Source organism: Maribacter aquimaris, from assembly GCF_014596745.1.
GTDB lineage: Bacteria > Bacteroidota > Bacteroidia > Flavobacteriales > Flavobacteriaceae > Maribacter_A > Maribacter_A aquimaris.
Window position 1 is genome coordinate 319,089 of sequence record NZ_JABTCF010000003.1, and the last position, 23,953, is coordinate 343,041.

Sequence of the window (23,953 nt, forward strand, 5' to 3'; positions counted from 1 at the left end):
ATGTATTAAGTTTTGTGCTTTGCCATTCATCCTCCATAAAGGGGTGCTTCCTTAATATCCCTTGTAACTAACGGTATAGCTAATGGTGCCGGCCAGAGGGTCGTTTGGAACCATTTTGAATGCGATTAGGTTTCCGTCCCCATCCCGTACCTTTTCTTTATAATCGTAAAAGAACGTGACCGACTCAAAACGAACAAGGTCCTTTTGATGGAAAAAATAAAGCTCATAGTGGGACAGATAGAAAAGCAATCCGTACCATATCGTCAATGCCGGTTGTGGGTCTAGATTATGGAAAACGCCTTTTTCGTTTCCTGAAGCGGTCAACTTAAAATAATTGTCATTGATAACCATTTCCGTTAGTTGGTTGTCTTGGTCAAACCCCCAACCCATTGGAAAGTTTCCTAAATCCCCATCAAGCTTATAAATATGGTTGTCGGGGTCAAATTCGTACATGGTAGGTTGTACATCTCCATTTATCATGAATGCTATATCGGAAATATCATTATTTGGATCGTAGTCAAAAGTGGTAACATAGTTTAAACTGTTTTTTACATCCACCACATTTATTGTTGTGATTGAGCCTGTTTCATTATAGCGTATTTCCGTTTCCAATGTATTTTCCCCATCGTCCGTCTTATATGACATATCGATTGTTGTTAATTGAAGGGAATCATTATAATCCATGGTGTATCTAATGGTACGTCCCGTACTGTAAACCAAAGAAACAATAGTGGGCATGGGTGTAAGGGTTTTGACCGCCACCTCAGGGGCCGGACTATCTTCATCCTTGGAACATGCGACGAGGAATATGGCGGCCAGTACCGTTATTAGGATATGCTTTGCTTTCTTTTTCATATGATTTCCCTTTATTGGATTTCATAGGTCACCTCAATGTCATAGTAAAATTCGCCCGGTGGTCTGTCGTAATATAGATTCACCCTATAAGGCTTGTTAAAAAGTCCTCCATTCTCTTTTAGTGCCACAATACCGCCCAATTTCTTTTTTGCTTTATTGGCAAGTAGCGTAGCTTGTTTAAAGGATGTGTCCATTGCCATTTGGGTAATTTTTTCCGCTTCCCCACTATCAATTTCTATAGAAGAGCTCATGTCTAAAATTTGCAGAATGGGCAGTTTAATGTTAAGAAACTGTTTCATCCCTTCCGCTGATTTTGTTTCGTATAGATACAGGGCGCCTTCTTTGTTATACCTCATGGTCTCATAGCCAAAAGTGCCGGGATGTTCCTTTATACTGTCCCATGAAAGACCGCTTTCCTCCACTCTTTTTTTAAAACGCTCCTTTAATTCGGCAACACTCATGGAATCATATTCATAATTTGAGGTATTGCTTAAAGAAATGACTGCTTTGTATGTAGGGTCGGGGTCAATATAAATAACCCTTGAGGTTACCTTGATCGTATTGGGTAATTGCTGTGCAATTGATGGACAGCAAACCAATAAACAGGTACATAATAGGAGTACTGTGATAGTTGGTGTCTTCATAGCGGTATTTTGATTTATTAATGACAATTAGGAAACATTGATCGTGTTATTGTGGTATATCAAAATGGGTACAGATTTCTTTATAACCCATTGTGTTATAATCAATAGAGGATTTTCCACTGGCTGGAATACCACCTGGGATAATGACATATCTATACTCTTCAAAAAAAGGTTCTCCAATAGGGCTGCCGTCCATAGACCGTAGACTAATAAAAGCCCTTTCAGAATTTGACGCCGGAGGAGTTGAAAAGCTGAGACTGTAAAATTGATTTCTTTCAAACAAACTAAAGGGTAATTGTTCAACTACACGAATATCAGCTGACGTGGGTGAGGTGTAACGACCATACCCGATGACCAAACCATTTTCAACAATTTCATCAGTTAGATCAGGAGCAATTACACTAAAAGTATAATTCGTAGATGTGATATCATCAGGAAATAGAGAAGAAAACCAATCAGAATAAATCACATTGGCGGTACCGGTTTCCCCTTGTTCACCTTGGGGCCCCTGTTCTCCATTTTGGCCGTCTACCCCGTCTTCACCAGGCATTCCCATTTCCCCGTCTTTGGAGCATGCCAATATTAGTAAGCCACATAAAGTCAGACCAATGATGTATTTTATTGTTTTCATACTTAATATTAGGATTGTTACTATTCAATGGAAGTAGGCAAATCAAAAGAGGCTGTCTAAAAAGTCCTTAATGGCCATCTTTGCTGGGCAGGAAGCAATCTCCAAGTTGATGGTCATCACGTAATGGATCACTTCACTTCGTTCGTAATGACCACTTGTCTTAACTTTCTAGACAGCCTCTTAGATGTAATAAAACTATTCGGGAATATTAAACTGGGCCACTACTTCATCGTAGCTCATTTTTGAATAGTCCGTTGAGGATTTTCCAGTGATTCCCCCAATCCCATTACCAGCTTCAACACCACCTGGAATCAAAACATAACGATATTGTGTAAAAAGAGGTGCTCCGATATCAGATCCATCTATGGTAGCTAACCTTATATTAACGGCCCCTACGGTTAAACGGTAGTGGTATGAAACACCTTGAATGCCGATATATGGCAAGGCATATACACTTCCAAGAACCCTTGCGTAAATCAGGACAGTCCCTTGGTTTATTATTTCTTGGCTTAAACCGGCTGCATCAATATCGCCATTTGCTTGTGACGATTCAATATTATTGCTAGTTACAGGAGAATCGATCCAATCGGAATAAATGACATTTGCCGTACCTGTTTCCCCTTGTTCCCCCTGTTCGCCTTGCGCACCATCGGCACCATCGGCACCATCTTCCCCTGGAATACCTTGTTCACCTTGTGGCCCCTGGGGTCCAATGGCCCCATCTTCACCATCATCCTTGGAACAGGCTACAAAAAGACTTGATACTAATAATAGGCTAAGTAATCGTTTTGTGAATTTAAAAGTTTTCATAATTGTTTTTTTGTAAATATTATTGGAGCAAACTTAATTGCTATGTCAAGTTCGGAAGTCCTATATATTTTGATTTTAAAGAATTAGGACAAAGAGAAGAACCAGTATCCCATTTCAATCCCGTAGTATTCGCTTTGATAAGGATTATGGAAAAGAAGCGTCCTGGCGATATAGATCGTATAACCTACTATGAGCAAGTTCTATTAAGGAAAAAGTAAATAGAGCAGTTTTTGGATTTATGGAACGGGACTGATTTTTTAGGGAAGTTCTATGCAGATTCTGGGCTTTCACCTTTCATAAGTCAATATTTGGAGTCCCTTATCAAAAGATTCGATTTTGGTCAAATTCCATTCTGCTATCGTCTTAGAGTTGCCGAAAAGCTTGATACCCTCTCCTAGGATTATGGGGTTTAATTTGATCTTAAGCTGATCGATAAGGTCATTGTCAAGTAGCCAACCTGCAAATGTACCGCCACCGCACAGGTAAATATCCGTTTTGGCATTTGCCTTTATTCGTTTGATCCGATCAATAGATTTCTTTTCTATATGCACCGAATCCGCCAAATTTTCGATTTCCAATGTATCGGAGAAAATATAATGCTCCATATTAATATAGGCAGGTTGCCCTGGCACAAGACCATATTGAAAACCAAATTCATACGTTCTTCTTCCCATTATTACGGTTTTGAAATTTGATAGATCCGCCTGATATTTTTCAACTCCTTTTCCTTGAAGTATAAACCGGCTTATATCATCATTCTTTCCTGCTATAAAACCATCAAGTGAACTTGCTATGTAATAAACGATCTTGTGCATTTGATTTTGTATTTTTAATAGGTAAGGCCCAAGGGGGTATTAAAGATTATCGTAAACAAAACCCACACCATGGGGTTTGGTATGGCTTCTCCTCAAAAATTAGGACATAGCATACAAATTGTTCTTAAACTGTAAAGGGGTCAAACCCGTATGTTTTTTAAAGGCGGAATAAAAAGCGGATTTGGAATTAAATCCTGCTTCGAGCCCTACGGAAACAACGGTGTAGTGGTCAAATGCATTGGAACTTAAGTTTCGCTTTACATCGGCGATTCTGTATTCATTGATAAAATCGATAAAGCTCTTGTTTAAAAGGCTGTTGATCATACTTGAAAGATAACAGGCCGAAATGCCCAAAACTTCTGCGACCGAGGAAAGGCTGAGGCATGGGTTTCGATATAGTTTTTTAAAGCGCATAAGCTCCTCCAATTTCTTAAAGTACTTATGGGCCGTGCTGAACTGTATTTTGGACTTCGTATGAAGTTCTTTGATACGTTGCGCGCATAGGGCCGCTATAATATTCAATAAACACAAGTGTTTCTCCGTAAAAAAGCCTGCCTCGGGATGTTCGGAGTCGATAACCCCGAAAAGATTACCATTGATTAGAATGGGGACACATATTTCCGATAGTCGCGATGCATCATCAACGATGTATCTAGGGTCTTTGGAAGTGTCATTGATGATTTCCGCCGATTTTGACATGGCGACACTACCTACGATCCCTTCGCCCAGATCAAGCCGAATTTGGTTATAAATACACTCATCGGATGGATTTTTAGTGCCATAAGCGGCATGTTGCGTCAATTCATATGTGCTATGGTCATAGGTATATATAACACAGTCGACAAACCCTAAACGGTGTATCACATTCTTGGTAATGCCCCAAAGAATCTCGTCAATCGATTCCTTGGTGCTTAATGAGGTTGAAAAAAAACTAATGGCCCTAATTTCCTCTAGGGTACTCAAGGTATTGTAATCTTGCATAACCAAATTGTTTATAATTAAGGTTGTTGGGTGAAGTGGTAATTGATCGAACTTGGGAATGGGATAGGTACCGTTTTTAATGTCGATATTACCTGTAGGGGTATTCAAATCGACCAACCTGGTTTTTCCTTTATCAATCACATAAGCAGGTGTCCCCATTCTAATTGGTCGTACATTCTGGCACCAGTTATATGCCCCCCTGAAATTGGATGAGACAAACTTTATCAGCGGATAAGTAACGAAACGATAAATAGGAAGCTAAAAAATGATCTTGAAATTTTCGTCGATGTTGTCATGATGTTTGCTTTTTTGTGAATTGATACCCAAATTTATAAGTGTGATTTATTTCTGCACTCCCATCTTGTGATAGCGTGTCCATAGCGTTATATCAATTGCAGGATTTATTGTATAAAGCGGCAACTATCACAAAGTAGTATCAAATTGCATTTTATACATCTATAGCACCATCCGTACAATATAACCGGTAACTTATCATAGTTTATGGCTATAATCTTGAAGAAGGGAATAACTTGTAATCTTTAAACGGGACAATTATGATGAGAGCTATTATAGTGGACGATGAGCCTGCTGCCATAAAAAGTCTGATTTGGGAACTTGATAAATTTTCTGATTACATTAAGATTGTGGATACCTTCACTTCGGCAAATGAGGCACTTTCAGGTATCAATTATTTAAAGCCTGACTGTGTTTTTTTAGATATAGAGATGCCTGAGATGAACGGATTCTCCCTTCTACAGCGACTGCAATTCCGCAACTTTGCCGTGATCATTACGACAGCCTATAGTCAATACGCGCTTCGGGCCATCAAGGAAAGTGCCTTGGATTATCTTTTGAAGCCCATAGATTCCGATGAAATCAAGAAGGTGGTAGAGAAGTTGGAAAAGTATCATAGTTCTGAAAATTTTCAAAACCAATTTGTGGAAACACTGGGGGCACTCTCTAAAGCCAGTACCCCTAAAATGATACAGATCCCTGTAAACGGCAAGATACTCTTCGCTAGGATCGATGATATCCTATATTGTGAATCTGACGGAAACTATTCCAAGATCTTTCTGGAATCCTCCAAAGAACTTTATGCCGCCAAAAAGTTAAAGGAATTGGAACAGCTGTTACCCGTAGCGCATTTTTTTCGTATCCATAATTCCTATATTGTCCATACCCTAAAAGTGACCGAATTTCTACGGGCAGAGGGTTATGTCGTACTTACCAACAATAAGAAGATCCCCGTATCGCGCAATAAAAAAGTGGAATTCTTGAATAAAATGTCGTATTAAAAAGATGAACGGTGAAGCCATTAAATCGTTTTTTGAGGGTAGCAACCAGAACGGGTTTGGTTTTCTAACTGTAGTTGTACTGTTCTATCTCTTTCTTTTTTTTTTCATTCAATTCTTTCAACATAGAAAACTGTATTATTTACTGTACAGCCTGTATGCATTTGTTAATGGCATAAGCCTGATGAAATATATCGATGGGGTATTTTTCTCAGACTTTTTCGAAACTCATGCAGGTCTGGTTTTTAGAAGAATCACGCACTATCCGGCTCAGTTGTTCGGCTCCCTTTTTTTTAGCTATTTCATTATAGAAATCATGCAGTTGCGGAAAAAATTCCCGAAATCCATTAGAACAATGGATATTATATATGCCATTGTATCCCTTGTGTTTCTGGTACTTTGGGGCATAAATGTAATATACCCCTCTTTATATTGGATTGATTATTTCCATGCCTATGTGTTCTTGGTTTTAGGGTACATCATCTTCTTTTGGGTCTTCATTATGGTCATTAAACAACCAATGGTCATTAAATGGTATATTCTTTCTGGAATGACCATTTTGGTACTGTCCTATTTTACCATTTCGATAATTTCCATGCGAACCATGAACGCAAATGTACATACCCTCTATGTCTACTATGTGGGTATTTTGATAGAGAGTTTACTTTTTGCCCTTGCCATTGGTTTGAAACAGAAAATGGTATATATTGAAAAGGCTTCCGTTCAGAAAAAATATATCCAACAGTTAGAGGAGAATCAATCGATCAAGGAGAGTATCAATAGGACCCTATCGGAAGAACTCCTTCAAACCAAGACCGAAATCGAAGACCTTTCCGCCGAGGCCCAAAGGGAGCGAACCGAGAAGCTTACCGTTAAGTTCGAAAATAGGTTCGCCCAATTACGGCTTAATGCCCTCCGCAGTCAGATGAACCCCCATTTCATCTTTAATGCCCTAAATTCCATCAAATCCTATTTTATTGAGAACAACCAGGAAAAAGCCATCTTTTATCTATCCAAATTCTCAAAGTTGATCCGCAATATACTAGAGAGTTCAAGGGAAGAGGAAATTACCTTGACAGAGGAATTGATCACCTTGAAAATGTATGTGGAAATAGAGAATGATCGTTTTAAGAATGATATTGATTTTGCGATGGAGATCGATGAAAATATTGATTCCGATATAATAAAGGTACCCGCTCTTTTTTTACAGCCTTTTGTTGAAAATGCAATTTGGCATGGCCTTTCAACCAAAAGTGGCCGCAAGTTGTTGAAAATAACCATAAGCAGTTCAGAAAAACCAAATACTTTGGAGATTCGCATTATCGATAATGGTGTGGGAAGAAGAGCCGCCTATGAAAAAAATGCAGTGAACCCTTTCAAGAAAGAATCATTAGGCCTTACGCTAACGAGGGACATACTGGATCTTTTTTCTAAAAAATCCGGGAATCACTATGGGTACCTAATCGAAGATCTTGAAGATAAGAAATCCGGTGATTCCTTAGGTACCATGGTGATTATTGAGATTCCTGAAATAGATTTTACCGATGTTACGCATTAGTGTAATTTCCGTAATACCCTCGCTACCGCAAGATGGTATCTTGCCGTAGTATAACCGTCTTATTCCAATTAAAAAACCACAGCTTTTGGCCGTGGTTTCTGTTTCTTTCCTACACAATACTATTCCATTATTATTCTTACCCATGCTGGCCACTAGTTGCAAACTAGCGGGAGCTGGGTACGTTTTTCTTTTTAACCAAAAAGTTCTTCTGTCCGAATCTAAAGCGGTCTATATCCTATATGGAACCATAGGTGTACAAATGAGTGACCTAAGGCATCGGAACCTTCGGAATCATATTTGTATTAAGCACTACGGGTTTTTGACGTAAATTGCTTTAGTTTTTCAATCTGCAAAGGTTTGGCAACATAATCCAATACGTATTGGGGATATTGTTCGGCCAACGTCCTATCTTCCTCAGAATTGGAAGAAGTCACTATCATCACATCGATATTCGTAGGGAAATCCTCAAGGACCATGAATTCCAAAAATTCGTATCCACTCATCACGGGCATAGAGATATCCAACAAAACCAGTATCGGCTCCGTTTTATTCCCATTGAAGCGCAAGTCATCCAAAGCCTCCTCTGGATCGGTAAAAGACTTTGTCCTGTCTTCCAGTCCGAGCCTTCTTATCAATACTTGATGCACCAAGTTCACCATTTCCATATCATCCACTAAATAAATCTCTGCATACATAATTGCCCATTTTAAATTCATCTACAAAACTAGACTCAATATTAATGTGTGGTAAAGAAATGTTGTGAACTACCAATTTATATGCATAAAATAGGGGATCAAAGTGGTCACCCTTTATGAGAAGGGGATTTTACACCCTATGAATTGATAATTTCACGATATATCACGTTGCGTAACAATCCGTCACTTCCACAGTCCATATCATACGTTATAGGGATGTCACTAGCACCCCATATCCATAATCCCATACCTAGGTCGTTGCTGAACATCCCGAGAATTTACTTTTAAACCCGTACGCCTTTTTTGGTAAACCCTAGTAAATCACAAGATTTTATGATCATTGTGCAGTTTACTGCTAATTTCCTCCCTTTTGCCGAAAAATTATTAAGAAACCCCAATTACCACCCAATCTTTGCCCCATAACAAACAAACATAATATGAAAACAGTTTTACTTTTTAAAGAAATTTATTCAGACCAATTCAGGAGTATAAAAAATTACGTAGTCCGACATTATTTCAAGGCTTTTACTTGGTTCACCATGGCCATGTTCGCCATGGTATTATACGTATTCCTATTCAGGTTATTTACTGACTTCCCATTCGCCAATTTCTAAATATGCACAGAAAAAAACGAGATGGAAGAGTGTTACTTATTACTGGTGCCTTATTTATAGGCGCCATACTACTTCTGGTAATTATCATGACCTTTGGGATATAACGAAGGAGGCATTTTTCTACTTTGATCAGTCAAATGCCATGGGCCCATTCGCGTATTCCGGTTTTAATGAACCATAGGGGGTATTTTTCACATAACCCGTACACAATTTTTGGTAGGGATCCTACCTGGTCTTACGATTTGGGCTCAGGTGTTCTTGTACCATTGGGTTATCCTTGATGAAAGGATAACCCAATGGAATTAGTCATCCAGAATGTGCTTTTCCAAAACGAAGCAAACGAATTCCCCTTCAAAGACCTGTTCTTTTTTTTGATTTTCGACCACTACCGAAACGGTTACTTTCTTTCCATTGGAATTATCGGTGATTGTGGCCACAGCCGTGACCTCGTCATGTAGAACAACCGGTTTCAAAAACTTTGAAGTGGCTTTTCCTAAAACTACGGTCGGCTCGTTTACGGCCAGCATAGCGGCATAATCGGCCAAACCGAAAACAAAACTACCGTGGGAAAGATGATAGGTATCTACGATCATTTCTTCGGTGATGGTCAGTTTAACTGTTGCGCTATCCTTTCCAATCGATACCACGGAACCGATTAATTTTTCCGATGCCAGTTCATGTGTGTTCTGTTTCGTATTATCCATGTTCTTTTATGCTGATTTTATATGTTTGTTGCTATTATTTATACAATGAATACGGTTGCTTTTTCGCACGCCAAAGATACGCCCAAGCTTTTAATCAGAATACTTAACTGCGTTGTTTTGTTCCTCGTTTTTTTGGCTTATGGCTTTTGGCTTTTGGAACGTGGAATGTGGAATGTGGAATGTGGTAATTGGTGATTGGTGATTGGTGATTGGTAATTGGTAATTGGTAATTGGTAATTGGTAATTGGTAAAGAAAACTATTATTTTTTGAACACAAGAGAAATCAATCTTGGTAGGACGCTCTCAACACCTTCATCAAACCATTCCTTTAATTCCCCCGCAGCCGAAAGATTGTATCTTCTGGTAAACCGTCTTATTTCAATTAAAAAACCACTGCTTATGGCCGTGGTTCCCTTTATTTCTTGCGCTATACTATTTCCCCCATGCCTAAACGTTCGCACTACCTTTTCCATGCCTCAACAACCTATGTACGGCATATCGGGTATTAAAAATATGACCAACATAACGTTTTGAAAAAAACGATTTAGCAACAGTTACCAACCTTGTACCTGTTTTTGGAAACAACGCAAATGTTATATTTTGTTTAATGTTTATTAATATTACTTAAACATTATATATCTTTATGGAATTAAACCATGATATCCCAAGGGGTATCATACCAATACAAAACTATGTTCGGACTATTCAATAAGAAAACGGAGAAAGAAAAACTGCAAGCGCAATACGGTAAGCTTTTGAAAGAGGCACATAGCCTTTCTACCACCAACCGTAAAATGAGCGATGCCAAAGTATTTGAAGCGGAACAGGTGATGAAACAAATAGAGCGATTACCTTAACCTTTAACCCCCATGTGCCATGACCACGGATAAAAAAGAATTTTCACCACAGCAGCTAGACCGCATCATCGAAATGGCCTGGGAAGACCGTACGCCTTTTGAAGCCATCCGCTATCAATTCGGGCTACCGGAGAAAGAGATGATCGTTCTAATGCGGGGCCAGCTGAAGACAACGAGTTTTAAACGTTGGAGAAAACGCGTGAACAGTGGCATAAGCCAAAAACACCTAAAAAAGAGGCATCCCGACATCAATAGATTCAAATGTTCCCGACAAAGGGCTATTACAGGCAATAAGATAAGCAAACGATAAACCCGTGTTGTTCAAAGAAGAAATACCGCTTTTCCCTACCTCGTACAACGAGGTGCTGCAACGCCTACAAAAAATAGACCCCTTGGCCTATAGAGCGACCCGTAATTTCATCGATGGTAAGGTCACTTATTTATCGCCCTATATTTCCCGCGGGGTAATTTCCACAAAACAAGTACTTGCCTCAGTTTTAAAACGGGGGTATACGCCCGAAAAAATCGAAAAGTTCATCCAGGAACTGGCCTGGCGCGATTATTGGCAACAAATTTGGATCGCTAAGGGCAATGCCATTGATTTGGATCTTAAGCAAGCCCAGCATCCGGTTACGAATACGGATCTTTCTAGCGCCATCATTAACGGAAAAACGGGAATTGAAGCGATAGACACGGCCATTACGGATTTTTACCGAACGGGTTATTTGCACAACCATGTACGTATGTACGTTGCTTCCCTCGCCTGTAATATCGCCAAAAGCCATTGGAAATTCCCCGCCCATTGGATGTACTATCACTTATTGGATGCCGATTGGGCCAGTAATGCATTGAGCTGGCAATGGGTCGCAGGGGCCAATAGCAACAAAAAATATGTGGCCAACCAAGAGAACGTAAACAAGTATTGTCATACCGATCAGCGGGGAACAGCACTAACGAATAAATGATAGTATCGAAAAATGAGAAAACAATTGTTAGGTCGAGCGCAGTCGAGACCTATTGAAAAAACGCTAATCATACAACCTCTCGGCTCCGATCGAGGGGACGGCAATAACGAATAAATGGTAGTAATAAAAAACCCATTGTCAGGTCGAGCGCAGTCGAGACCTATTGAAAGAACGTTAATCAAACTACCTCTCGACTGCGCTCGAGGGGACAGCAATAACGAATAAATAGTCGTAATGAACAACCCATTGTCAGGTCGAGCGCAGTCGAGGTTTGTCAGGTCGAGCGCAGTCGAGACCTAATGAAAAAACGCTAATCATACAACCTCTCGACTCCGCACGAGGGGACAGCACTAACGAATAAATGGTAGTAATATAAAACCCATTGTCAGGTCGAGCGCAGTCAAGACCTATTGAAAAAACGCTAATCATACAACCTCTCGACTCCGCTCGAGGAGACAGCAATAACGAATAAGCAGTCGTAATGAACAACCCATTGTCAGGTCGAGCGCAGTCGAGACCTATTGAAAAAACGCTAATCATACAACCTCTCGACTGCGCTGGAGGGGACAGCAATAACGAATAAGCAGTCGTAATGAACAACCCATTGTCAGGTCGAGCGCAGTCAAGACCTATTGAAATAATGCCAATAAAGCAACCTCTCGACTCCGCCCGAGGGGACAGCAATAACGAATAAATAGTCGTAATGAACAACCCATTGTCAGGTCGAGCGCAGTCGAGACCTAATGAAAGAAACGCTAATCATACAACCTCTCGACTCCGCTCGAGGGGACGGCACTAACGAATAAATGGTAGTATCGAAAAATAAGAAACAATTGTCAGGTCGAGCGCAGTCGAGGTTTGTCAGGTCGAGCGCAGTCGAGACCTAATGAAAGAAACGCTAATCATACAACCTCTCGACTCCGCTCGAGGGGACAGCACTAACGAATAAATAGTCGTAATGAACAACCCATTGTCAGGTCGAGCGCAGTCGAGACCTAATGAAAGAAACGCTAATCAAACTACCTCTCGACTCCGCTCGAGGGGACAGCAATAACGAATAAGCAGTCGTAATGAACAACCCATTGTCAGGTCGAGCGCAGTCGAGGTTTGTCAGGTCGAGCGCAGTCGAGACCTAATGAAAAAAACGCTAATCATACAACCTCTCGACTCCGCTCGAGGGGACGGCAATAACGAATAAACAGTCTTAATGAACAACCCATTGTCAGGTCGAGCGCAGTCGAGACCTATTCAAAAAACGCTAATCATACAACCTCTCGACTCCGCTCGAGGGGACGGCAATAACGAATAAATGGTAGTATCGAAAATAAAACCCATTGTCAGGTCGAGCGCAGTCGAGACCTATTCAAAAAACGCTAATCAAACAACCTCTCGACTCCAATCGAGGGGACGGCAATAACGAATAAATAGTCGTAATGAACACCCCATTGTCAGGTCGAGCGCAGTCGAGACCTATTGAAAAAACGCTAATCATACAACCTCTCGACTCCGCTCGAGGGGACAGCACTAAAGAATAAATAGTCGTAATGAACAACCCATTGTCAGGTCGAGCGCAGTCGAGACCTATTGAAATAATGCCAATCAAACAACCTCTCGACTGCGCTCGAGGGAACAGCACTAACGAATACATAGTTGTAATGAACAACCCATTGTCAGGTCGAGCGCAGTCGAGACCTATTGAAAAAATGCCAATGAAGCAACCTCTCGACTGCGCTCGAGGGGACAGCACTAACGAATAAATGGTAGTATCGAAAAATAAGAAAACAATTGTCAGGTCGAGCGCCATCGAGACCTATTGAAAAAACGTTAATCATACAACCTCTCGACTGCGCTCGAGGGGACAGCACTAACGAATAAATGGTAGTAATAAAAAACCAATTGTCAGGTCGAGCGCAGTCGAGACCTATTGAAAAAATGCCAATGAAGCAACCTCTCGACTGCGCTCGAGGGGACAGCACTAACGAATAAATGGTAATATCGAAAAATGAGAAGACAATTGTCAGGTCGAGCGCAGTCGAGACCTATTGAAATAATGCCAATCAAACAACCTCTCGACTGCGCTCGAGGGGACCGGCATAACCAATAAATGGTAGTATCGAAAAATAAGAAACAATTGTCAGGTCGGGCGCCATCGAGACCTAATGAAAGAAACGCTAACCGAACTACCTCTCGAGGGCACTCGAGGGGACAATAGAAACAGAGTAAACCATGGCACCCAAAAATGAAAAGCAACTATCTCGTCAAGCACAGTCGAGGTTTGTCAGGTCGAGCGCAGTCGAGACCTAATTGACCCAACGCTAACCAAAAAAAGACCTCTCGACTGCGCTCGAGGGGACAGCAATAATGAATAAATAGTCGTAATGAACAACCCATTGTCAGGTCGAGCGCAGTCGAGGTTTGTCAGGTCGAGCGCAGTCGAGACCTATTGAAAAAACGCTAATCATACAACTTCTCGGCTCCGATCGAGGGGACAGCAATAACGAATAAGCAGTCGTAATGAACAACCCATTGTCAGGTCGAGCGTAGTCGATACCTATTGAAATAATACCAATGAAGCAACCTCTATACTCCGCTCGAGGGGACGGCAATAACGAATAAATAGTTGTAATGAACAACCCATTGTCAGGTCGAGCGCAGTCGAGACCTATTCAAAAAACGCTAATCATACAACCTCTCGACTCCGCTCGCGGGGACGGCAATAACGAATAAGCAGTCGTAATGAACAACCCATTGTCAGGTCGAGCGCAGTCGAGACCTATTGAAAGAAACGCTAATCATACAACCTCTCGACTGCGCTCGAGGGGACCGGCATAACCAATAAATGGTAGTATCGAAAAATGAGAAAACAATTGTCAGGTCGAGCGCAGTCGAGACCTATTCAAAAAACGCTAATCATACAACCTCTCGACTCCGCTCGAGGGGACGGCAATAACGAATAAGCAGTCGTAATAAACAACCCATTGTCAGGTCGAGCGCAGTCGAGACCTATTGAAAAAACACTAATCAAACAACCTCTCGACTGCGCTCGAGGGGACAGCAATAACGAATACATAGTCGTAATGAAAAAACAACACCTTCCCCAAAAAATATGTCCAGTTTGCCTCCGTCCTTTTTCATGGCGGAAAAAATGGGAAAACCATTGGGAAGAAGTAAAATATTGTAGTGAACGTTGTAAAAGAAACAAATGAAAAGCATACACCTGATCTTTCCGCATCAACTTTTTAAAAACTCCCCTCTTTTCCAAAAGAAGGCCCCTATTTATTTGGTGGAAGAATACCTTTTCTTTCGACTCTATCCGTTTCATAAACGGAAGATAGCGCTGCATAGGGCCAGTATGAAAAAGTATGAAACCTACCTAAAATCCTTGGATCTTGATGTTCAGTATATAGCATCGACCGATGAACGTTCGGACATACGCCTACTTTTGCCCCAACTAGGTGATCAGGGTATCACCCATATCACATATATAGATCCCAACGATAATTGGTTGGAAAAACGCCTAACCGAAGGGTGCCAAAAAGCGGAAATAAGCCTTGAGGTGCAACAATCGCCCCTATTTCTGAACACCAAGGAAGATCTAAAGGATTATTTTAAGGATGGAAGGAAGAAATACCATCAGACCAGCTTCTATACCGAAGAACGGAAAAAACGGAATATATTGATCGATACCGATGGTTCACCTACGGGTGGAAAATGGACTTTTGATACGGAGAACCGAAAGAAATACCCAAAGAAAAAGACACCCCCAGCCATCCAATTCCCCAATCTTGATGATTACCAGATTGAAGCGAATGCCTATGTAAGCGAAAATTTCGAAGATCATTTGGGCCAACTGACCGAACATGCCCTCTACCCTACCGATTTTAAAACGACCAAGGCTTGGCTGCACCAATTTTTTGAACAACGCTTTATGGAGTTTGGAACCTACGAAGATGCGATCGTCGCCGAAAGTTCGATACTTCACCATAGTGTACTGACCCCCATGTTGAATATTGGACTGATTACCCCAAAGGAGATCATCGATGCCTGCCTGGCTTTTGCCCAAGAGAACCATATTCCCATCAACGCAACGGAAGGTTTTATACGACAACTGATCGGTTGGCGAGAGTTTATGGCCGGTATGTACCGATTTCATGGCTCACAAGAACGAAAACGGAATTATTGGGGATTCACCAAAAAAATTCCACCCTCGTTTTATACCGGTACCACGGGCATTCCCCCAATTGACCAAACCATAAAAAAAGTATTGCGGACCGGTTATTGCCATCATATAGAAAGACTCATGGTCTTAGGTAATTTTATGATGCTTTGTGAATTTGACCCCGATGAAGTCTATCGCTGGTTCATGGAGCTGTTCATAGATTCCTATGATTGGGTCATGGTACCCAACATCTATGGCATGAGCCAATTTGCCGACGGAGGGCTATTCGCCACCAAGCCGTATATCAGCGGAAGCAATTACCTTATGAAAATGGGGAATTACCCAAAGGGGGAATGGCAGGGCGTTTGGGACGGACTCTTTTGGCGGTTTATGCACGTGCATCGCGATTTCTTTACCCAAAATCCACGATTGGGGATGTTGGTTTCCATGTTCGACAAAATGCCGGAAGAAAAACGAAAATCACATCTGGAACAGGCAGCTACCTATTTGAAGAAACTATCGCAGTAAATCTACAAGCGTCGGGTGATCTTGGAACTCATGGGTTTGGTCAATGAAAAAAAGTAATCGATAAGCTGGCCTTTTTCATCAATCAGGTATTTTTGAAAATTCCATTTTACGCTCGAGCTTTTCTTTCCGTTCAGGTCTTTCGAGGTAAGCCATTTGTATAACGGATGTTGTTCGCTCCCTTTTACGTTTACCTTTTCGGTCAATAGGAAAGTAACCCCAAAATTACGTTCGCAGAACGTCTGTATTTCTTGGGCATCCCCCGGTTCCTGATTTCCGAACTGATTGCAGGGCACACCGATGACCACCAGTGAATCGGGATAGGTATCGCTTAATTTCTGTAGCTCTTTGTATTGCTTGGTAAACCCACATTCGGAAGCAACGTTCACTATCAATATCTTTTTTCCCTCAAATTTCGAGAGTGCGATAGGTTCCCCGTTTAAATTATTGATCGGAATATCATATAGATGCTTCATTGTATTGTTCCCTTTATAGGATGGACCTGTTTTAGCTTCGTTCAGCGTTTTCATAAGCCTTATTCATTCAAATAATTCTGTAATTCGGCGATTTTGTCCGACTTCATGAACACGCCACCATAGTAGGAGGTGACCGTAGCTGAAGTATCATCCTTAATACCCCGTGAAGATACACATAAATGCTTGGCATCAATAATCACGGCAACATCCTCGGTCTGTAGGATCGCCTTTAAATCCATCGCGATCTGATTGGTCAATCGTTCCTGTACTTGTGGCCGCTTGGCATCGTATTGTACAATCCTATTGAGTTTGGAAAGTCCGATCACCTTTCCCGACGAAATATAGGCGATATGTGCCTTTCCTATGATCGGCACAAAATGATGCCCACAGTTGGAATAAAAGGTAATGTTCTTTTCCTCCAGCATCTGATTGTATCTGTATTTGTTATCGAACAGGGCCACTTTGGGCTTATTGGCGGGATTGAGTCCCGAAAATATCTCCTCAATATCCATATATTTTTTTCTGTTATAGTCACTTAACCTTAGTAAAGGTATTTTATATTGTGTTTAACTATTAATTATTTTTGTTAAACATTATTTAAAACTACTATCTTTGCACCTAGGAAGTTGATTTTCAAATAACCCTATGGAAAAGAAAGATCACAACATACATATTATCGGTGCAGGTGTCAGTGGACTCATCGCAGCCAAAGTTTTGGAGGACCAGGGATTTTATCCCAAGATCTTGGAAGCTTCGGATACGGCCGGTGGAAGGGTCAAATCCGAAACCGTTGCGGGATACACCCTCGACCATGGTTTTCAAGTGCTATTGACGGCCTACCCTGCTGTTCAAAAATACCTCGACCTAAAGGCGTTGGACCTACAGCAGTTTATCCCAGGAGCCGCTATTTTCAATAATGGTAAACAAAACATCATTGGTGATCCCCTTAGAAACATCCGTTTTCTTTTCCCTACCGTTTTCTCGGGTATCGGGAATTTTTCGGATAAACTGAAAGTACTCCAACTAAATAGAATTTTAAAGCAAAAATCAGTCCTCGAAATATTCGAGGAGCAGGAAGAAACGACCTTGTCGTATTTAACTGGTTTCGGGTTTTCCCCCCAAATGATCGAACAATTTTTCAGACCCTTTTTCAGTGGTATATTTCTGGAGCCAGATCTAAGAACATCGAGTAGGATGTTCCAATTCGTCTATAAGATGTTCGGTGAGGGGCATGCCACCTTACCCAAATCGGGAATAGCGGCTATTCCCCAACAGCTTGTACAACAACTGGAGCACACTACCATTAGATACAACTGCCCCGTAGCCAGCGTAAAGAACAAAGAAATAGTCTTGGACAATGGTGAAGTACTGCAAACCGATTATACAATCGTAGCCACGGAGGCCAGCGCCCTGATCCCGAATTTAAAAAACCAAACTACGGCATGGCACTCCTGCGAGACCCTTTATTTTGAAACCGAAACCAAAGTGATTTCATACCCCTTGATCGGACTCATAGCCGATAAATCGGCCCTAATCAACAACCTATTTTACCCTACCAGTCTCCATACCTCAGGGAATACGGAAAATGAACTTTTATCGGTAACCGTGGTCAAAGATCACCATTTATCAGCAGAGGCCCTTATTGCCCAAGTTCAGGAAGAGCTGAAACGCTATTGCAATATCGACACCCTCAAATTCCTGAAAAAATTTACAATTCCAAAAGCATTGCCAGACCTCATTGGTTTAACCTATGGATTGTCGCCCTCAGAAACCCAATTGACCTCCGAAATTTTCTTGGCAGGTGACACCTTATTGAACGGCTCCTTGAACGCGGCAATGATTTCCGGGGAAAGTGCGGCCAAAGGCCTAATGGACGTAATCAACGGGGTTACCTATTATTAAGGATTTGCGCTTTTCTGTCTTCTTGTACTTTCGACCTTACCACAATAATACTCCCGTATCCGGTAAAGTGGTTATAAGCAAAGAAAAGGGCCCACGTAAAACGTGGACCCCTTCCCATATTGAACTCTAAGAATAGCCATTAATTAATCATCGAAAGGTCTGAAGCACCTTTGATCTCCGTTGAGACTTCACCAAGCCAACCCGCATTTTCCTGAACCCCGGAGTACACCTTTACAAAATCGATACCTTTTAAATCCACTACGTTCCCATCCGCATCTACGGCCCAATCAATTTCCAAGGCATTTCCACCATAGGTACTATACTCGGCATCAAAATTGTCTACATACCCCCATTCCAGGGCATCTATAGAAACAAAACCATTTGAATTTATCGTAGGAGACACCTTGGTACCGCTAAAGGTCACTTCCTCTTGCTCTTCGATAAAAAGTGGATAGTAGTTCTGCGCATGGTAAGAACTGACCAATACACTTCCACTAGTATCGCGGTTATCGACCCATGGTACATCGGCATGCTCCCCAGGATTGGTATACGTAGTCGCATAATCCAGTAAAGTGGTTTCAGCGTCATGGGCACTACCCGCTAGTTCATACCAAGCATCATCAGGTAACCCATTCCCATTCCCATCAAAGGAAACCTGTACGATCCCAGGTTCTGAAAGTCCGTTCATCGCATTGCCATACACCACGAAATCCTTGGCATCCTCCTGGTTTTCAATGGTATGGTCAAAGGTAAAAACCACGTAGCCGCCCCACGCTCCCAAGGAAAGAAGGTCGGATTTTCCTCCGACTATTTTCGCTGCAGCTTCCATGGTACCATAGGCATCATTGATAAACTGACCCGGTGCGGGTTTGTATTCGATTATTTCTGAAATATATTCGCTACTGCTTTCCGTTTTTGGCCGAAAGTACAACTCATACGGATCATTAACGGTCAGCTGATAGGCCCTAAAGAGGGAATCGTTATCCGCCTTTGCATTGAATTCAATCGCGAATGTCCCTGCTTCCCCAAGGATATACTCCACGTTTTTAGTCGTTGCGATCACGGTTTCACCCATTACCCAGCTAAAACTTGTATTTAAAGGGATATTCTGTATTTCTTGATTGATCACCAACGTATCGCCCAAGGTGAATTCATAGGCTGACTGATAATCGGAATTGGCAAAAGACATCGGTACCATCTCTTCTTCGTCGTCATCGCTACAGGAAGAAATAAAGAGGATAGCCCCAAGCAAGGCCATTAATTTAAAAGTCAATTTTAGTTGCATTTGATTTGTATAAAGGTTAATAATCATGATTAACTTATTTACAAAACAAAACAATGGGGATATGGTCAGAATAGAAAATCTACCCAAAGCTATAACTCCCGAAAGCTCTGTCTATGTGAATTGCGGCAGGTCTTCTGACTCATCCCTCTTTTTAACCCTTCCCATCGTAAAAGACAGTGGTTTGTCAAAAAGATTTTTTCCGGAACAACCGGAAGGGATTTACAGCAGCGGGAACTGTTCAGGATTTACACCTGATTCCCTTTTAATACGATTCAATAAAGAATGTGTAACCGAAAATCGGGGCAAATTTATAATAAATTTCGAAAATCGAAGGCTTTATTTTTTAGAATTCAGCATGAAAATATTTTGGCCATTTTAATCGATTGATTCCCAGTAAATCCAGCAAATTATTTTTTATCCTATGGTCTTAGAACAACGGTTGGGGTTGAAGGAGATGGGTTGGACGGGAAGGATTTTTTTCAGGAATCAGATCGCTATCTCCCCCGATAAGCTCAACGCTTCAAGAACCTTATTTTTAATGCCGGTCGATCTTTCCCTTTCAACAAGGATGGCGATCGTTTTGGACAGTAAGCCCGTATAGCCCTTTGAATCGGATCGTTTGGACATGCGAACAAGTACAGGGACCAAGTTGGACAAATCAACACCATGAATATCTGTATATTGCCATGCTTCCCCATGAACGACAGGGGCAAGAAAATCTACGGCTAGCGATAATCCCTTATTGTCCTTTGTCGTATAGTTCCACATATCCATACCCACCTTGTCGCCCACCATAGCAATACGGGTAAGTGCATCCAGGTTATAGCAACTATAAAAAAATGATCGGGTACGGGCCAATTCATGAATTTGTTTTCCTTCAAAATCCAACTGTTTACCAAGACTTTGTTGGGCCAAAACAACGTTCTTTTTCGCCAAGGCTTTGTTATCTAAATACAAAGCCAAAGTAGCGACTTGATATTTATACCAAGAGCCATGGTTGTTTTTTTGGTCATTCTCTTTGTGGCCCAATTCACTTTCGGTTAACCACCTTAAATATTCAGACAACCACTCCTTTACTTTTACCGTGTCCTCTTTATTCCAATAGGGGGATTTGGAAAGTATCGGAATAACCCCTGGAACTACCGAGGTTATTGATTTTCCATCCAAGATACCTGAGGACTTGCCGTTTGTAACGCCGGGTACGCCTTGTGCAAATTGTAAATGTGGATTCATTCGCGTATCCCCATCAAGAAACCAGGTTCTTACCATGCTGGCTGCTTTTTGCGCATAACGTCCATCATTTGAAAAATAGTAGGCGAGGGTTAGCTCTTTCACCCCTTTGGCCATAGCCCCTAGTCTTCGTCTATCCACAGCATCTGTTTGTGTCTCAGGATTGGTTTCCCCATCCTTCCTTATCCACGGTAATCCGTCGGGAGTATCTGGATTTGGCCACCAATATCGGCTAATACTTAAATAGTCGTGATGATCACCTGTAGGTGGCGTTATGGTTTTATCCATTACCGTAGGATTCTTTTTGGCAAGCCATTTATCCGCTTTCGAAAGCAGTGCCTTATAGGCGTCCATTGTTCGTTCCGAGGCCGTGCCCCCATGGATTTTTTGCTTGACTTTCGCTAAATCCGTAGTATCTATTTGAATCGTGGGGAACGAAAACCCTTTGGTACCCAATAACACAAATAAAATTAGAATGTTTATTGATTTTCCACTTACGACCATGATATTGTTTTTATGTAATATACGACGAATGCCCCAAGGCTTTCACCAACGCTATTTCAATCTTTTAAGACATCTGCCTAAAAACGGGATTTTGAAATTTTTCCACCTTTGACCTATCCTCGGTATATTCTAAAAATATTTTATACCTCCCAAAAAATCCCCCTTCAAAATCCTTCGAAACCAAACCCGTGTAAAAATCTATAAGATCATACTTTTCAATGGGTTCATAAAACACAAAACCATCAAACACATCCTTGTAATCAAGTTTATTCCCCACTACGATCAAATCGAAGACAGCATCCCCGAAAATAGTGTTTTCGAAATCAAAACCCATATCCTCGATATTCAAATATTTGAAAGCAGCACGATCACCAAAATAATCCGAGCTAAGGCTTTCATGGGTGGTTTTATATAAATGATTGGATTAATACGAACGTTTTAAGGGGGGGATTTATTTTATGGAGGAGCTGATTCCCCCTTAAGGAGGCCATAGACCAAGCTATGGGCCGGTTGATCAGGGACCACTTTTTTTAATACCTGACATGGGCAGAAAGATGCTTGCGTCCGTGGGTAATTGCTTTAATTCATCGTCAAATATTCTAAATGCCTTTGGTCTGTTCCGCAACAGCCACCGAGTATCTTTATCCCGAATTCACGGTTTAATCGTAACATTCCGTCTCCCCAATCGGTTACATTGTCTACCTGCAGGGCATCCGAATTTTCCAAATCACAATGATCCAAAGAAGAGGCATTCCCCAAAAAAGCGATCAATCGCTCGAATATTTGTTTGGGTTGTTTATCCGCACATAAAAAGGTAGGATGCGCACAATTAATCGCGTACCCCAATGGAAGCTTATTTACATGCTTATCGATCAGTTCCATGGCATCCCCTAAATCGGTGCCGTCCAGAATTTTCCCATTACGCGATATCACAAAACTTATGATATAATCAATTTCCAGTTTCGCCGCAGCACGCGCCAATCCCAATGCCTCTTGAATATTGGGGATGGTTTCGGCGATAATAAAATCGACCCCACCTTTTTGTAATTCCAATAATTGCCAAGCATGAAATTCCTCGGCCTCCTTTGCTGAAAGTCCGACACTGGGCGTATAACAATCATTTTTGGGTCCCACTGTTCCGCCTATCAAAATTTTCTCACTGAAATCCCCTGCGGTATCCCGTAGCTTTTTCATAAACGCTACGGCATCCCTATTGACGGACTCCCTTATGCCCGACTTATGCACATTTGCCTTATTGGCCCGCCAAGTAGGGGTACACATGACGAAGGGTAGGTCTTTTTTTTGGGCAATATCAATGTAGGCCTTGAAAATCGAAGAAAGTGCTTTCGACCCTTCCGTATCGTAGATCATTGGGGTGTTTATCAGATCAGGGTGAAAGGAGACCTTCCCCGAACGACGTAAAATCTCAATGACCGCTCCCTCCATTAAAATAAAATCCTTGGTAGCTATGATGTCTTTCATCCGATGCTTCATGGGTTTGGGTTTTGTGTTTTTATGACCCCTACAAGATTACACGGGAATGCTATTCCTGCTCCCGAAGTTAACCGTCCTATTTTTTACGAAGTAATTTTAAGCCATTTTTTAGCTTTGGCCAATTTTGGGAAAATCTGAATGGTTATCCCCAAACGGATTAGATTACTGATGGTAAAACTATTGATGTCCTTTGAGGGCCATAGAACAGCATATTTCACGTCTTCTTTAAGGTTTTTTTCGGCTACAATGACCAGTTCATACCTGATTTCATACGAAATATCGGTTTTCTGCAGTTTAGAACCATCTATGATAACCTTATGGTCATCTTCCGTTCCTATTCTTTTTAAAAGTGCTTCAAAAGAATCCATACTAAAATCCCCATCTAAATCAACATAAAGAAATTCCGATTGCTTTATAAATTTTGTATCCATCCTACTAAAATATCCTCAATAATAGGCATTTATTTGTTAATCGGGGTAATTCACAATGGCATTTCCACGGATTGAAGAATCATCATTATTATTCAATTATCATATGACTATCCCAGTTATACATGGTTGAATTTTAGATGTATTTCCTTAGTGAGAATCTATGTGTTTTAAAGGGCTAAAAGTATCGGTGCAGTAGTGTTACCCCCTATTGTTCAATACAACCAATCATTTTATTACCCGCACGGCCCTTTAAGAACACACCTAAGTATCCCCTTCCTCGGTGTACACACTTTTTTCATATCCGCATCGTTCCTTAACCACGCCGGCCCCTTACCTATCGTGTCTGCCCAAGCCCACTACCTTACCCAATGAGACATCCCTTGCTTACCCTTTGCCCCCATTACTTTCATTGACCGACGTACTCGTCAGTAACCAAGTAAAACAGTCCTCCTCTTCTTTTTTGGTACTACCAAAAAACGTTGGGTCCACTGCTGGATAAATACCGAAATCATTCCCATATATTACA

Annotated in this window: 24 protein-coding genes, 2 pseudogenes and 1 riboswitch; of the genes and pseudogenes, 10 read left to right on the forward strand and 16 right to left on the reverse strand. The window is 41.3% G+C overall.

The features are described from left to right. Window positions 1-51: 51 nt before the first annotated feature. From HPE56_RS07310 to HPE56_RS07335, 6 genes are all read right to left on the reverse strand, one after another. Complete coding sequence (locus HPE56_RS07310; RefSeq protein ID WP_188243114.1) at window positions 52-855, reverse strand: hypothetical protein; 804 nt, start codon at window positions 853-855, stop codon at window positions 52-54. An 11-nt stretch (window positions 856-866) separates the two neighbouring features. Next, entirely contained in the window at window positions 867-1,499 is a 633-nt protein-coding gene (locus HPE56_RS07315; protein ID WP_188243115.1) for a hypothetical protein, read from the reverse strand. Window positions 1,500-1,545: 46 nt separating this feature from the next. Then, window positions 1,546-2,130, reverse strand: coding sequence for a collagen-like protein (locus HPE56_RS07320; protein ID WP_188243116.1), 585 nt, complete (start codon window positions 2,128-2,130; stop codon window positions 1,546-1,548). A 195-nt stretch (window positions 2,131-2,325) separates the two neighbouring features. Further along, window positions 2,326-2,940 (reverse strand): collagen-like triple helix repeat-containing protein, encoded by a 615-nt coding sequence (locus HPE56_RS07325; RefSeq protein WP_188243117.1) that lies wholly within the window; start codon window positions 2,938-2,940, stop codon window positions 2,326-2,328. Window positions 2,941-3,227: 287 nt separating this feature from the next. Beyond that, entirely contained in the window at window positions 3,228-3,755 is a 528-nt protein-coding gene (locus tag HPE56_RS07330; protein WP_188243118.1) for a dihydrofolate reductase family protein, read from the reverse strand. Window positions 3,756-3,854: 99 nt separating this feature from the next. Further along, the gene (locus HPE56_RS07335; protein ID WP_188243119.1) at window positions 3,855-4,895 is read right to left on the reverse strand and encodes a helix-turn-helix domain-containing protein; all 1,041 of its coding nucleotides are present in this window, start codon (window positions 4,893-4,895) and stop codon (window positions 3,855-3,857) included. Window positions 4,896-5,290: 395 nt separating this feature from the next. Here HPE56_RS07335 and HPE56_RS07340 point away from each other — a divergent pair, with 395 nt between their 5' ends. The 3 genes and pseudogenes from HPE56_RS07340 to HPE56_RS20655 all read left to right on the forward strand — a co-directional run bounded on the left by HPE56_RS07340 (window position 5,291) and on the right by HPE56_RS20655 (window position 7,586). Next, a complete protein-coding gene (locus tag HPE56_RS07340) occupies window positions 5,291-6,031 on the forward strand; it encodes a LytR/AlgR family response regulator transcription factor (RefSeq protein WP_188243120.1) in 741 nt (246 codons plus the stop codon). A 4-nt stretch (window positions 6,032-6,035) separates the two neighbouring features. After that, window positions 6,036-6,701, forward strand: a pseudogene (locus HPE56_RS20650) (7TM diverse intracellular signaling domain-containing protein); the annotation flags it as partial. A gap of 24 nt (window positions 6,702-6,725) precedes the next feature. Next, window positions 6,726-7,586 (forward strand): sensor histidine kinase, encoded by an 861-nt coding sequence (locus HPE56_RS20655; protein WP_394355039.1) that lies wholly within the window; start codon window positions 6,726-6,728, stop codon window positions 7,584-7,586. Window positions 7,587-7,888: 302 nt separating this feature from the next. On the opposite strand, the gene HPE56_RS07350 is transcribed toward HPE56_RS20655, so the two are convergent. Continuing rightward, window positions 7,889-8,281: a response regulator gene (locus HPE56_RS07350; protein WP_109652164.1), complete on the reverse strand. Its 393-nt coding sequence runs from the start codon at window positions 8,279-8,281 to the stop codon at window positions 7,889-7,891. 437 nt (window positions 8,282-8,718) lie between these two features. Here HPE56_RS07350 and HPE56_RS20555 point away from each other — a divergent pair, with 437 nt between their 5' ends. Next, the gene (locus HPE56_RS20555) at window positions 8,719-8,895 is read left to right on the forward strand and encodes a DUF6747 family protein (RefSeq protein ID WP_317173185.1); all 177 of its coding nucleotides are present in this window, start codon (window positions 8,719-8,721) and stop codon (window positions 8,893-8,895) included. Between the two features lie 302 nt (window positions 8,896-9,197). On the opposite strand, the gene HPE56_RS07355 is transcribed toward HPE56_RS20555, so the two are convergent. Both HPE56_RS07355 and HPE56_RS07360 read right to left on the reverse strand, forming a co-directional pair. Beyond that, window positions 9,198-9,599 (reverse strand): PaaI family thioesterase, encoded by a 402-nt coding sequence (locus HPE56_RS07355; protein WP_188243122.1) that lies wholly within the window; start codon window positions 9,597-9,599, stop codon window positions 9,198-9,200. A gap of 260 nt (window positions 9,600-9,859) precedes the next feature. Next, a complete protein-coding gene (locus tag HPE56_RS07360) occupies window positions 9,860-10,072 on the reverse strand; it encodes a hypothetical protein (protein ID WP_188243123.1) in 213 nt (70 codons plus the stop codon). Window positions 10,073-10,291: 219 nt separating this feature from the next. Here HPE56_RS07360 and HPE56_RS07365 point away from each other — a divergent pair, with 219 nt between their 5' ends. From HPE56_RS07365 to HPE56_RS07385, 5 genes are all read left to right on the forward strand, one after another. Continuing rightward, complete coding sequence (locus HPE56_RS07365; RefSeq protein ID WP_188243124.1) at window positions 10,292-10,456, forward strand: Lacal_2735 family protein; 165 nt, start codon at window positions 10,292-10,294, stop codon at window positions 10,454-10,456. A gap of 19 nt (window positions 10,457-10,475) precedes the next feature. Further along, window positions 10,476-10,766: a TIGR03643 family protein gene (locus HPE56_RS07370; protein WP_188243125.1), complete on the forward strand. Its 291-nt coding sequence runs from the start codon at window positions 10,476-10,478 to the stop codon at window positions 10,764-10,766. Between the two features lie 4 nt (window positions 10,767-10,770). Then, window positions 10,771-11,421, forward strand: coding sequence for an FAD-binding domain-containing protein (locus tag HPE56_RS07375; RefSeq protein WP_317173186.1), 651 nt, complete (start codon window positions 10,771-10,773; stop codon window positions 11,419-11,421). A 3,077-nt stretch (window positions 11,422-14,498) separates the two neighbouring features. Beyond that, entirely contained in the window at window positions 14,499-14,627 is a 129-nt protein-coding gene (locus HPE56_RS07380; protein WP_188243126.1) for a DUF2256 domain-containing protein, read from the forward strand. Beyond that, the gene (locus tag HPE56_RS07385; protein ID WP_188243127.1) at window positions 14,624-16,108 is read left to right on the forward strand and encodes a cryptochrome/photolyase family protein; all 1,485 of its coding nucleotides are present in this window, start codon (window positions 14,624-14,626) and stop codon (window positions 16,106-16,108) included. Before HPE56_RS07380 ends, HPE56_RS07385 begins: the two co-directional genes overlap by 4 nt. Window positions 16,109-16,110: 2 nt before the next feature. On the opposite strand, the gene HPE56_RS07390 is transcribed toward HPE56_RS07385, so the two are convergent. Both HPE56_RS07390 and folE read right to left on the reverse strand, forming a co-directional pair. Continuing rightward, the gene (locus tag HPE56_RS07390) at window positions 16,111-16,581 is read right to left on the reverse strand and encodes a glutathione peroxidase (RefSeq protein ID WP_394355040.1); all 471 of its coding nucleotides are present in this window, start codon (window positions 16,579-16,581) and stop codon (window positions 16,111-16,113) included. Between the two features lie 59 nt (window positions 16,582-16,640). Further along, window positions 16,641-17,093 (reverse strand): annotated as a pseudogene (folE, locus tag HPE56_RS07395) (GTP cyclohydrolase I FolE); the annotation flags it as partial. A 133-nt stretch (window positions 17,094-17,226) separates the two neighbouring features. On the opposite strand from folE, the gene HPE56_RS07400 reads away from it, so the two are divergent. Continuing rightward, on the forward strand, window positions 17,227-18,483 hold the full coding sequence (locus HPE56_RS07400; protein ID WP_188243129.1) for an NAD(P)/FAD-dependent oxidoreductase: 1,257 nt from the start codon (window positions 17,227-17,229) through the stop codon (window positions 18,481-18,483). A gap of 139 nt (window positions 18,484-18,622) precedes the next feature. On the opposite strand, the gene HPE56_RS07405 is transcribed toward HPE56_RS07400, so the two are convergent. From HPE56_RS07405 to HPE56_RS07425, 5 genes are all read right to left on the reverse strand, one after another. Further along, on the reverse strand, window positions 18,623-19,795 hold the full coding sequence (locus HPE56_RS07405; RefSeq protein ID WP_188243130.1) for a hypothetical protein: 1,173 nt from the start codon (window positions 19,793-19,795) through the stop codon (window positions 18,623-18,625). Between the two features lie 80 nt (window positions 19,796-19,875). Continuing rightward, window positions 19,876-20,078, reverse strand: a riboswitch (cobalamin riboswitch). A gap of 176 nt (window positions 20,079-20,254) precedes the next feature. Further along, window positions 20,255-21,502 carry an alginate lyase family protein gene (locus HPE56_RS07410; RefSeq protein ID WP_188243131.1) on the reverse strand — a complete coding sequence of 416 codons (1,248 nt, stop codon included), beginning with the start codon at window positions 21,500-21,502 and terminating at the stop codon, window positions 20,255-20,257. A gap of 64 nt (window positions 21,503-21,566) precedes the next feature. Further along, the gene (locus HPE56_RS07415) at window positions 21,567-21,836 is read right to left on the reverse strand and encodes a hypothetical protein (RefSeq protein WP_188243132.1); all 270 of its coding nucleotides are present in this window, start codon (window positions 21,834-21,836) and stop codon (window positions 21,567-21,569) included. A gap of 245 nt (window positions 21,837-22,081) precedes the next feature. Further along, window positions 22,082-22,996 (reverse strand): homocysteine S-methyltransferase family protein, encoded by a 915-nt coding sequence (locus HPE56_RS07420; protein ID WP_188243133.1) that lies wholly within the window; start codon window positions 22,994-22,996, stop codon window positions 22,082-22,084. Window positions 22,997-23,079: 83 nt separating this feature from the next. Beyond that, entirely contained in the window at window positions 23,080-23,427 is a 348-nt protein-coding gene (locus tag HPE56_RS07425; RefSeq protein ID WP_188243134.1) for a hypothetical protein, read from the reverse strand. Window positions 23,428-23,953 lie beyond the last annotated feature (526 nt).

What these genes read in the sequence shown, in the direction of transcription:
- HPE56_RS07310 (WP_188243114.1), bottom strand. Translation starts at nt 855, where the DNA reads ATGAAAAAGAAAGCAAAGCATATCCTAATAACGGTACTGGCCGCCATA.
- HPE56_RS07315 (WP_188243115.1), bottom strand. Translation starts at nt 1,499, where the DNA reads ATGAAGACACCAACTATCACAGTACTCCTATTATGTACCTGTTTATTG.
- HPE56_RS07320 (WP_188243116.1), bottom strand. Translation starts at nt 2,130, where the DNA reads ATGAAAACAATAAAATACATCATTGGTCTGACTTTATGTGGCTTACTA.
- HPE56_RS07325 (WP_188243117.1), bottom strand. Translation starts at nt 2,940, where the DNA reads ATGAAAACTTTTAAATTCACAAAACGATTACTTAGCCTATTATTAGTA.
- HPE56_RS07330 (WP_188243118.1), bottom strand. Translation starts at nt 3,755, where the DNA reads ATGCACAAGATCGTTTATTACATAGCAAGTTCACTTGATGGTTTTATA.
- HPE56_RS07335 (WP_188243119.1), bottom strand. Translation starts at nt 4,895, where the DNA reads ATGGGGACACCTGCTTATGTGATTGATAAAGGAAAAACCAGGTTGGTC.
- HPE56_RS07340 (WP_188243120.1), top strand. Translation starts at nt 5,291, where the DNA reads ATGATGAGAGCTATTATAGTGGACGATGAGCCTGCTGCCATAAAAAGT.
- HPE56_RS20655 (WP_394355039.1), top strand. Translation starts at nt 6,726, where the DNA reads ATGGTATATATTGAAAAGGCTTCCGTTCAGAAAAAATATATCCAACAG.
- HPE56_RS07350 (WP_109652164.1), bottom strand. Translation starts at nt 8,281, where the DNA reads ATGTATGCAGAGATTTATTTAGTGGATGATATGGAAATGGTGAACTTG.
- HPE56_RS20555 (WP_317173185.1), top strand. Translation starts at nt 8,719, where the DNA reads ATGAAAACAGTTTTACTTTTTAAAGAAATTTATTCAGACCAATTCAGG.
- HPE56_RS07355 (WP_188243122.1), bottom strand. Translation starts at nt 9,599, where the DNA reads ATGGATAATACGAAACAGAACACACATGAACTGGCATCGGAAAAATTA.
- HPE56_RS07360 (WP_188243123.1), bottom strand. Translation starts at nt 10,072, where the DNA reads ATGGAAAAGGTAGTGCGAACGTTTAGGCATGGGGGAAATAGTATAGCG.
- HPE56_RS07365 (WP_188243124.1), top strand. Translation starts at nt 10,292, where the DNA reads ATGTTCGGACTATTCAATAAGAAAACGGAGAAAGAAAAACTGCAAGCG.
- HPE56_RS07370 (WP_188243125.1), top strand. Translation starts at nt 10,476, where the DNA reads ATGACCACGGATAAAAAAGAATTTTCACCACAGCAGCTAGACCGCATC.
- HPE56_RS07380 (WP_188243126.1), top strand. Translation starts at nt 14,499, where the DNA reads ATGAAAAAACAACACCTTCCCCAAAAAATATGTCCAGTTTGCCTCCGT.
- HPE56_RS07385 (WP_188243127.1), top strand. Translation starts at nt 14,624, where the DNA reads ATGAAAAGCATACACCTGATCTTTCCGCATCAACTTTTTAAAAACTCC.
- HPE56_RS07390 (WP_394355040.1), bottom strand. Translation starts at nt 16,581, where the DNA reads ATGAAGCATCTATATGATATTCCGATCAATAATTTAAACGGGGAACCT.
- HPE56_RS07400 (WP_188243129.1), top strand. Translation starts at nt 17,227, where the DNA reads ATGGAAAAGAAAGATCACAACATACATATTATCGGTGCAGGTGTCAGT.
- HPE56_RS07405 (WP_188243130.1), bottom strand. Translation starts at nt 19,795, where the DNA reads ATGATTATTAACCTTTATACAAATCAAATGCAACTAAAATTGACTTTT.
- HPE56_RS07410 (WP_188243131.1), bottom strand. Translation starts at nt 21,502, where the DNA reads ATGGTCGTAAGTGGAAAATCAATAAACATTCTAATTTTATTTGTGTTA.
- HPE56_RS07415 (WP_188243132.1), bottom strand. Translation starts at nt 21,836, where the DNA reads ATGGGTTTTGATTTCGAAAACACTATTTTCGGGGATGCTGTCTTCGAT.
- HPE56_RS07420 (WP_188243133.1), bottom strand. Translation starts at nt 22,996, where the DNA reads ATGAAGCATCGGATGAAAGACATCATAGCTACCAAGGATTTTATTTTA.
- HPE56_RS07425 (WP_188243134.1), bottom strand. Translation starts at nt 23,427, where the DNA reads ATGGATACAAAATTTATAAAGCAATCGGAATTTCTTTATGTTGATTTA.